At 33.3% G+C, this 10003-nt stretch carries 9 protein-coding genes; 8 read left to right on the forward strand and 1 reads right to left on the reverse strand.

Annotated features, from left to right (window positions below):
• Window positions 1–135: 135 nt before the first annotated feature.
• The 5 genes from ACIQZG_RS22515 to ACIQZG_RS22535 all read left to right on the forward strand — a co-directional run bounded on the left by ACIQZG_RS22515 (window position 136) and on the right by ACIQZG_RS22535 (window position 4510).
• Complete coding sequence (locus ACIQZG_RS22515) at window positions 136–993, forward strand: ABC transporter ATP-binding protein (protein WP_402758072.1); 858 nt, start codon at window positions 136–138, stop codon at window positions 991–993.
• A gap of 21 nt (window positions 994–1014) precedes the next feature.
• Window positions 1015–1587 (forward strand): hypothetical protein, encoded by a 573-nt coding sequence (locus tag ACIQZG_RS22520; RefSeq protein WP_402758074.1) that lies wholly within the window; start codon window positions 1015–1017, stop codon window positions 1585–1587.
• A gap of 7 nt (window positions 1588–1594) precedes the next feature.
• The gene (locus tag ACIQZG_RS22525) at window positions 1595–2824 is read left to right on the forward strand and encodes a hypothetical protein (protein ID WP_402758076.1); all 1230 of its coding nucleotides are present in this window, start codon (window positions 1595–1597) and stop codon (window positions 2822–2824) included.
• Between the two features lie 7 nt (window positions 2825–2831).
• The gene (locus ACIQZG_RS22530; protein ID WP_402758078.1) at window positions 2832–4013 is read left to right on the forward strand and encodes a hypothetical protein; all 1182 of its coding nucleotides are present in this window, start codon (window positions 2832–2834) and stop codon (window positions 4011–4013) included.
• A gap of 170 nt (window positions 4014–4183) precedes the next feature.
• A complete protein-coding gene (locus ACIQZG_RS22535; RefSeq protein ID WP_402758080.1) occupies window positions 4184–4510 on the forward strand; it encodes a hypothetical protein in 327 nt (108 codons plus the stop codon).
• 511 nt (window positions 4511–5021) lie between these two features.
• On the opposite strand, the gene ACIQZG_RS22540 is transcribed toward ACIQZG_RS22535, so the two are convergent.
• Window positions 5022–6770 (reverse strand): methyl-accepting chemotaxis protein, encoded by a 1749-nt coding sequence (locus tag ACIQZG_RS22540; protein ID WP_402758082.1) that lies wholly within the window; start codon window positions 6768–6770, stop codon window positions 5022–5024.
• Between the two features lie 350 nt (window positions 6771–7120).
• Between ACIQZG_RS22540 and ACIQZG_RS22545 the strand changes: the two genes are divergently transcribed.
• From ACIQZG_RS22545 to ACIQZG_RS22555, 3 genes are read left to right on the forward strand one after another with little or no spacing between them, the layout of a single operon-like run.
• Window positions 7121–8548 carry an ABC transporter permease gene (locus ACIQZG_RS22545; RefSeq protein WP_402758084.1) on the forward strand — a complete coding sequence of 476 codons (1428 nt, stop codon included), beginning with the start codon at window positions 7121–7123 and terminating at the stop codon, window positions 8546–8548.
• Between the two features lie 10 nt (window positions 8549–8558).
• A complete protein-coding gene (locus tag ACIQZG_RS22550; protein WP_402758086.1) occupies window positions 8559–9245 on the forward strand; it encodes an ABC transporter ATP-binding protein in 687 nt (228 codons plus the stop codon).
• 53 nt (window positions 9246–9298) lie between these two features.
• Window positions 9299–9613 carry a hypothetical protein gene (locus ACIQZG_RS22555; protein ID WP_402758088.1) on the forward strand — a complete coding sequence of 105 codons (315 nt, stop codon included), beginning with the start codon at window positions 9299–9301 and terminating at the stop codon, window positions 9611–9613.
• The last annotated feature ends 390 nt before the right edge of the window (window positions 9614–10003 follow it).

Here is a 10003-nt window from a genome sequence, read left to right on the forward strand (position 1 = left end):
TATAATATCTACAGAAAATCTTAATAAAATATCCATCTGATATGAAAACTTTAGCTATCCCCTCTTGATAGAATGATTTTATCAAGAGGGGATATTTTTTATTTTCCTCATGAATTATTGGAATGGAGGGTTTAAATGGAGCTTAAAATCCAAAATCTCTATAAATTTTATAGAAATAAAGAAGCACTTAAAAATATTAATCTCACATTAAGATGTGGCACGTACGGATTGCTTGGTGAAAATGGAGCAGGCAAAAGTACCTTAATGCGTATTTTAACTACTGTTGATTTTGCATCTAAAGGAAGTATTCAGTTTAATGGATCCGACATTATAGAATTGGACGAAAAATATCGAGAGAAAATCGGATATATGCCTCAGGATTTCAATGTTTATCCAAGCTTTACTGCAAAAGATTTTTTGGAGTATATGGGCGCATTGAAAGGTATTACGCCAGAGGTTTTAAAACAAAAAATCCCTCAAGTACTTGAATTTGTTAATCTTTCGGAAGTAGCAAATAAAAAAGTGAGTGCTTTTTCCGGCGGTATGAAAAGAAGAATTGGAATTGCCCAAGCCATTCTGAATGACCCGAAAATATTGATCCTTGATGAGCCAACAGCTGGACTGGATCCAAAGGAAAGAATCCGATTTGCTAACATTATAAGTAGCATGTCAAAAGATAAAATTGTGATTTTATCCACTCATATCGTTTCTGATATTGAAGCGATTGCAAACAATCTGATTGTAATTAAAAGTGGTGAAATATTGCAGTCGGGTGAAATTAATTTAATGGTTTCCAGCGTTGCCGGAAAGATTTGGGAAACTGTTGTTGAACAAACGATTTTTGAGGAGTTAAGTACAGCAAGGCAAATCATACGCAGAAAGCAAGAAACGGAACTTATCCGCGTGCGTTATGCAGGTGAAGCTTATGATGGTATTGATAGCAGACCGCTTGAACCTAATTTAGAAGATTATTATATGTATGTTTGGCGATAACAAAATGAGAGGTGATAAAAAATGAAAGCAGCAAAAGGATTAGCGATTATTTTGGCAGCAGTGATTGGTATGACATTATTTACAGGGTGCAGCTCTCGAAAAGATCATATAAATACAATGGACATGGGGGAAGTTGAAAGACTACCTGAGGCACAAAAGGAGTCAGAACTTGATAAAACATTGGCAGAAATGAGGAAGTACAGAACAGATAACGTAAAAGTAGGACCGGGTGGTGTGAGTACAAGTTTAAGCATGCGTGACGATGCAATTCCGGGACAAACAAAAAACCGTCCTGAGTTTATTGATCTTACAACTGAAGCATTTTGGGAGTTTATACACGAATATTTGAAAAACGAGGTTAAGGTTCCTGAGCGTAAGTATGGTTACGATGTTGCACAGTGTATCGACCCAAGAATGAATGCTATTTATGATGAAGGTGATAAGGGTGTGGCAGCAGGTTATGAGAACGAAAATATCCTACTGATTGAATATGAAACTGCCGAAGCTGGTGTTTATAGTTATCTGGTATTAGTGAGAGAGTCAAAAGAGAGTTCATGGGATATTATTCATGATGGACTAAGTTATAAGGAGTAGACCACAGTTGAAAAAACTAATATTTTATGAGTTTAAAAAGCTTTGGAGTAAAACCGCTATATTAGCAGTTTGTTCTTTAATGATGTTTTCCATGATAATGGCGGGAATTTATTATATGTATTATGAAAACTCAACAATAACTAGCTCTGGTGAAAAAGTATCTGGTGTTGGTGCATACTGGACGCTAAAAGAAGAATCAAAGAACCTCGAAGGACAAGTAGACCAAAATTATTTGGATAATATCGTGGATGAATTTGAATCTAGTATTGAAAAGGAAAATTTCTCACATCGGTTAGGCATGGATATGATGCGTTTTAATAGTGCAAGCTATTTACTAAATTTCCCGGCTGACCTTGAGAATACAAGCAATTTTTCTATGCGATTTGATTTTGATTACCTGAAATCAGAGGAAGCGTTTTATGAACAGTATAAAAAGGGAGTAAAGAAAGTTATCCAAAACAGACAGAAGCTTATTAAAGATAGGAATGAAATCATGTGGTTTCAGTACACTAACGAACAACTTGAAAAAATAGACAACAAGGTGGATTCGCTAAAAACTCCGTTTAAAGCTTCTTACTATTTAGGACTTGAAAAGGTAATCATCGATTTTATAACACAATACTGGCTTCTTCTAATAGTAATATCTTTTGCCCTGTGTGGTATTTTCTCAAAGGATAGCCGAAACGGAATTGATGAAATAAGTTTGGCAAGTGCTTATGGACGAAAGAAAAATATGAATGCAAAAGTGATTGCTGGGAACCTATTTTCCATTTCAGTTTACTTTATATTTATAGCAACAATACTCATATTACATAGTATATTTGCATCTCTGGACGGTTGGGGAGCGTCAGTACAACTTTTGCGTCGTACCTCTTTGTACAACATCAGCATAGGAACAACTATTTTAATAATGTTAGCTATGGGATTATTGGGAACACTTCTTGTTGCAAATTTTGTTATGTTGGTATCCATTAGCACAAAATATGTAGGGCTATCTGCAGTATGTTCTATCGCCAGTCTGTTAATGCTTGTTGAGTTAGCAAAAACGAAAAATATGTTGCAATTGCAGTTGAATCCAATTTATTTTTCAACAAACATACCGTTAGACACTCCTATTTTTATCAGTAATGTGATGATGCCTTACTTTTTTGTTAGTGCTTTGATTGCTATTTTGTATCTAACGATCATTCGCTTTTTAACTATACGCTTTTACAAAAGATATACATTGAGGGGTTGAATTTTAGGTGAGAGAAATAGTGCGTGTAGAGCGTAAGAGAATATTAAACAGAAAAATATTTGCGCTTATTATAATTGTAGGCCTAGCCTTTTCAATCTTTAGTGCTGTGAAAAATTTTAACTCTTATAATGTATATGATTCCTCTGGAAAAGTAGTTATATCAGCAAAAGAGAATCTAGCAGAGTCAAAGAAAGTAGAGCATAATGTCTTACTTGATTACGAACTTCTAACAGATATAGTAAACGAAGTGGATAAAAGTAATTATCTCTATAATATAAACACCATTAGATTACTTCTTGCTACCTACCAAGACAAGAATATTTCTGAACTCACACAGCATGATATAGAACATTTTTATGAGCAGCGAATCCATTCAATAGAATTTGCTGCGCTAAGACCATTGGATATTTTCACAGAGGAACAAATAGAACATTTAAAAATGAAGACTTCAAAAATAGAAACTCCTTTACCTATCGGATACTCCGAAGGATGGAAAAACTTAAACAACGATATGTCCAATCTTTTGTTTATTGTACTGCTGATTCTATCGGTTCTTTTGCTTCAGGTATTTGGTGGGTCGGAGAAAACAAACATGAATGAGCTATGCAATTCAACAAGACATGGAAAAACAATGTTAATAAAAGCAAAAATGATAGCTGGACTTGAAATTGCTTCCATTGTTTATTTTTCACTTGTGATAATGTTAACAATTATTCAATTGCTTGTTTTTGGAGCTAACGGATACAATCTTGCGATACAAAGTGATCCATTTTATTTTGTTTCATCCTGGAATTTAACATTTTTAGAGCAATACCTATTAAATATTTTTATAGGTTATGTAGCAATTATTTTCATGACAGTCACCATTTTTTTCTTCACTGTAATTACAGAAAAAATAATGGCTGGTGGGGTATTAACAACATTCTTTTGGATTTTTATGCTTACATTACCCAGTAACCTGTTTACTTCCTTTGGTATCACACATAACCTAAGTAATTTTTTCCCTTATAACATGACCAACTTTAATAGATTAAGTAGAAATAATGAAATTTATGAAGTGTTTGGGCAAATGATACCAAGCTATCTGTGGATTGTAATGGTGGTGCTTTCGGTAACTATCGGAATAGTGTTATCTACCTATATGATCGCTACATTTAAATTATCAAAGAAGCATCTGATGAAGAACTAGTAAATACAAAAAATCTGCCAGACGGTTAAAAAAGCCGTTTTAAAGTAGATGGTTTAGCATAACGGGTTCTGTTTTATTTATGCGAGAAAAATAAAGAAAAATATTTAGTACATCAAGATAAAGAAAAAAAAGAAAATGAAGCAGAAATAATTCAGATACTAAGGGACACTATGTATAATGATATACCTATAAGTTTAACTAAATTAGCTAAAGAAAAGGGAATTCCAATACAAAGATTTAAAGCATACTGCCCTAATTTATCAAAGGAGATAAGTCTAGGATATAAAACATATCTTTCTGAAATGAAAATGAAAAAGGTAGAATTATATTTAAAAGAAGTCCGCAGAGTTGCAAACGATCTACATCAAAAAGGAATCTATCCAAGTACTTATAAAATAAGACAGGAATTAAATTCTTCTGATTCTATTTTCCTATATAAGGAAGTGGAAGAAGGGTGGAAAGAGTTGGTGATACTTCTGGGATATAAAGTGAAATAGTGAAAATAGAGATTTTCTTATTATAATAAAATAACTCGAGAAAGAATTCCGTGTAATACCAATATATTGCTAGGTTCATTTAATACTTTCATACGGTTTAAACCATAAAATTCCCTAAAGATATAATATAAATCATAATGTTTCCTTAAGTGTTTTTAGTTTATAATGAAGTGACTTATTTATCTATAATTTGCTCCTTGTCTTTTAAAATTTACAACGATTTATTACTGTAAAGCCTTATTACTCTATGGCTGGAAGCTTTATGGTTTATTTTCTAGAAATTTATGGTTCATTTTATATTAAAAGACTAAATATCAAAAGATAACCGGTTTAAATACTTTACAATTACTGAAGGGTAAGAGTGTTTGGAACTTTTGATGAAACATACAATAGATTATAAAACAAATGCATCGAATCAAATGATTCGATGCATTTATTCTGTTTAGTAGGTTGATTCTTCAATTCCCCCTTAAAAGCCGTTTTAGACCATGTTAATAACATCACTAGCTTTTTATAAAGTATATCGCTCCATTAAGGAATTTAATTCACGATTTAATTCCGTTAGTTTTTCAGCAGCATTAGCAACATCAGCAATTGCTTTAATGTGCTCATCTATGGAAGAAGCAATTTCCTGTACTGAAGCGGCCGTCTGTTCTGATACGCTGGACGCACTTTCGATTCCTTCACTCATCGACTTATTATAGGATGTCATAACGTCCATTTCTTTATTAACTGCTAATATCGATTCTACAATTTGTTTAACAGAATCAGACATCTGATTGAATTTACTTTGTGTTAGAACTACATCATCATTTAACTTTTTAGCAGTCTCCATTGTTCCTTCTACAGTTTCAACTGTTTTAGTAGTTTCTGAAACAATGGATGAAACCACTCCTTGTACTTGGTGAGATGCATTTTTCGATTGTTCTGCTAGTTTCCTTATTTCATCGGCAACAACTGAAAATCCTCTACCATACTCATCTGCTCTTGCTGCTTCAATACTCGCATTTAAAGCTAGTAAATTTGTCTGTTCTGCGATTGTTTCAATTGTTTCCATTACCTGTATGATTTGATTTATTTTACTATTTAAATTTTTAATTTCATAACTGACTTCTTGTGATGCTGCTAATGAATCAGTATTTGATTGTTGTAATTGATGAACTATTTCAATTCCCTCGGATGATATTTTTTCTGCATGTTTTGTAATGTCGTACATAACTTTACTTTGTTTCTCCGTGGTTTCTATAGAACTTGATAATAGCTCGACTGTTCGGTTTATCTTGTCCAAATCATGGGCTTGTTCTTGTGTACCAGTAGCAATTTCGGTAATTGCTCTACCAACTTCATCACTACTAGCGGATGTTTCTTCTGAAATTGCTGATAAGTTAGTCGCTGAATCCAATAAATGTTCACTAGTATTTTTAGTTTTTTCGACGAGCGTGCGTAAATGCTGTGACATTTTATTAAAAGCAGTCGCAAGTTGTCCAATTTCATCAGTTGATTCCGGTAGGTTGGTAACAATTATATGACCATCAGCAATTTTTGTAGATGCTTCAGCTACTTCTTTTAATGTATTTATTTTCCTCCGAATACCTAAATAAAACACAAGTGAACTTAAAATAATGAGTACAACTGTTGCACCAACGATAATATATTGTAAAATGTTTAATCCTTCATAAAATTCATCTTGAAAAACAGCAATTCCAATAGTCCAACCCCAAGGCTCAAAATATTCTGTATAGGATGTTTTATCTTTAAAAGAACCATCTGGCTGTCTGTCAGAATAAACGACATAGCGATCTGATTCATTTTTGGACTTGCCGCCTGCAACTATCTTTTCTCGATTACTTCTGTTTAGTTCATCGGCAGGAGCTCCACCTATTTTAGAAGGATGGAGTTGTAACACTAAACCCTCGTCAAAAGCTAAAATATAACCATTTTTTTTGTAAGTAAAACGGGACTTTTGATAATCGTACTCTCCATTTTCATTTACTGGTCCATTTAGAATAATTCTCGCTTGTTCTTTTCCTTCCTCTAGTGTTATTTTGCCAATTTCCACTTCTTCATTAATCAATTCTAATGAAGTATAGGCCCCCTCGACAATGCTTTGTAGTTCTCTTTGACCTGATTCTATGAGCTGATTTTTGGCAACAAAATAACTTGTTGAGCCGATAATCACAACTGTCACAAGTATAATAATTGTGATTAGTAGCATTAACTTCCCTGAGATGCTTCGTAACTGTAAATTTTTCTTCTTCATTTGCTTTCCCCCACAACTATTTATAGGTATATTACGACAATAATCTACATAACTCAATGGTATCAAAATTATTTTTTATATTAGGCTAATGAATCTATGAAAAGCTAGAAGCAAATTCTTCTTATTATTAGGTTGAGGATGATTCCGTTATTTACCAGGTAGGCTGAAGTAGGCTTAAAAACTGCATAAAGAGTGCTAAGAAAGGAAATCTATTTTAGAGTGTATCCTCAAACATAGGTAATAATTGGGATCTACATTAACTCCCGTATATCTCTAGATACTCTTCGCAGTATCTCCATATAAACTACACATTACCCCTATATAGTATAGCTATCAAGGAGGTAATAAAAATGAATTTTATCAAACGAGCATTTTTAAGTGTTAAGGCAAGGAAGGGGAAATCTCTAATATTATTTACTGTATTTTTAGTAGTTTCCAATTTAGTATTAGCGGGTTTCGCTATTCAAAATGTCTCTCAAAAGGCGAATGATCATGCTAGACAAACATTAGGTGTTGACGTGAGTCTTAGAATGGACGAAGAGAAGCTTATGGAAAATGTGGCGAAACAGCGACAAGAGAATCCAAATGGAAAAATACAACACCCTGAACTTTTTGCTGAAGAAGCAGACCAGTTAGCGAAGTCACCCTATGTAATAGACTATAACTATCTAAAAAGTGACATGCTTCTAGCAGATGATTACACGCCTATTAATGGTGACAAAGATGAAGATGGGGTTAGTGGAGCAGTAAGTGGTAATCACTCTGGAAATATGAAAATGCCTAATACTTTTATCCAAGGTGTTAGAAGTTCTGATTTATTACAAGAATTCACAGATGGAACGAATGAAATAATTGACGGTCGTTCAATAGCATCAGGGGATACGAATAAGAAAGTAGCTCTGATTGAAAAACGGTTAGCCGAACAAAACGAGCTTCAAGTTGGTGATAAGTTAAAGATTAAATCAACTGATGAAACATCGGATGTTGAGTTAGAAATAATAGGGATATACAAAAACTCTGGGATAACTGACTTTGAGAAAAATTTACCAGCTATGATGCACCCATCTAACAAAGTATACACTACTTATGACGCGACGAAAGTAATATATGAAGAAAGTGATAAAAAGGGTGTATCTATTAACGAGGCAATTTACTACTTAAATGATCCAGAAAATATTCAGGATTTTAAAGCAGACGCAAAGAAATCAAATATTGATTTCAATTTATTTAAGCTAGATGCGCATGATGCTTTATATCAAAAAATGGTAGGCCCTATCGAGAATATTGCCGCTACTTCCAAAATGATTGTTTATTTAGTATCCGTTGCAGGATCCATTATATTAGGTCTTATTATAATGTTGACCATAAAAGAGCGACGTAAGGAATTAGGTATTCTATTGGCAATCGGTGAAAAAAAGAGAAAATTAATAGGACAACTGTTAGTAGAAGTACTATGTATAGCTGTACTAGCATTTGGTATTTCTATCATTACAGGTAAAACAGTGTCTCAAAAAATGGGCGACAGTTTATTACAGCAAGAGGTAATTGCTGCCGAAGATCAAAAAGAAGAATCAAATTCTTTAGGATTCTCGTTGGGCATGATGAATAAACAAGAAAAAGATGTTGAACCGATCGACAATATTGATGTCAGTATATCATCACAAGATGTATTGAATTTAGGCGGCCTAGGGCTATTAATTGCGATTTTATCAACACTTCTACCAGCGTTGTCAATTCTTCGTTTAAATCCAAAAGAAATACTATTAAAAGATGAGTAGGAGGAGTCACATGGACACTATATTACAATTTAAAAATCTATTTTACTATTATCAAAGTAATAATAAGAAGAATACTTTATTAGAGAATGTAAATTTCACCTTTGAAACAGGATGTTTCTATAGCATTTTAGGTCCATCAGGTTCAGGAAAAACAACAGCACTTAGTTTAGCAAGTGGATTAGATAACCCAAAAGAAGGGCATGTACTGTACAAAGGAAAAGATATACGGAAAATCGGTTTAGATAAATATAGAAATAAATATGTTTCAATTATTTTTCAATCGTATAATCTCATTACGTATATGACAGCTCTTCAAAATGTCGTCACGGCAATGGAAATTACAGGAGTTTCTATAAATGATAAAAAGGGAAGAGCGCTTGAATTATTAGAAATGGTTGGCTTGTCGGAAATCGAAGCTAAAAGAAAGGTTTTACAACTTAGCGGCGGTCAACAACAGCGTGTAGCCATAGCTCGAGCATTATCTTGTGAAGTAGATTTATTAATCGCGGATGAACCGACTGGTAATCTAGACGAGAATACTTCGGATGAAATTGTAAAATTGTTTAAAAAACTAGCTCATAAAGAAAATAAATGTATTATCGTTGTCACTCATTCCCAGGAAGTCGCTAAACAATCTGATAAAGTAGTTTATCTTGAAAAACAAAATTTGGTTTGTAAGAATTTGAAGAAGAACTAGTTTGTAAAAATGTAGTTGGAATAGAAGTCAAATATATAATTGGAGTGGAAAAAATGTGGACGAAAATAGCAGCATCCATTGGCTTAGTATCAATTGGAATAGCAATTGGTTTATTTGCGAATTTGATGAATTTAGGTGGAAACCTGGATCAAAGTGAAATCAATATGGACCAAGATAATAACTCGTATTCAGAAGAAAATACTCCTGATCAGCGGCAGTGGGAATCTCCAAATCCAAGAGGAGAAATGACACCAGAACAGTGGGAGGAGTTCACATCAAAACCAGGTGGACAGACACCAGAACAATGGGATCCTTATTCATCTAATCCAGAAGAAGGTATGGTAAAAGGTTCTACATCTCCTAATTGAATATCTTTAATGTATGTAAATAAAATTCTGTAAGATACTGAAGCCCGTAAGATTTATCTTCAGGCAGAAATAAACTAACCCCTAAATAGTAGTTATGAATAACATATATTCCTCTTAGGATAAACAAGCGAGTTTATTCTAAGGGGAACTTTGCGTCTTAAAAAATTCTCAAGAAAATTCAGTGAGGATTTATTCTATTAATGACGTTATTACATGTAAGTAACGATTTGTAGGAAACTCAAAATTAATGGTAAGAAAGTGAAAAGAATAAAGGGGCGTGTTTTAAAACTTAAACTAATATGGTACCTGTAGTTAGGACACTTGAAAAAGAGTGTGCTAACTGCCGGTATTTTTTATATACTAGACTTTCAAGATTAAAGGACGGACTAG

Origin of the sequence: Lysinibacillus sp. NPDC096418 (genome assembly GCF_044762775.1) — a bacterium.
GTDB lineage: Bacteria > Bacillota > Bacilli > Bacillales_A > Planococcaceae > Lysinibacillus.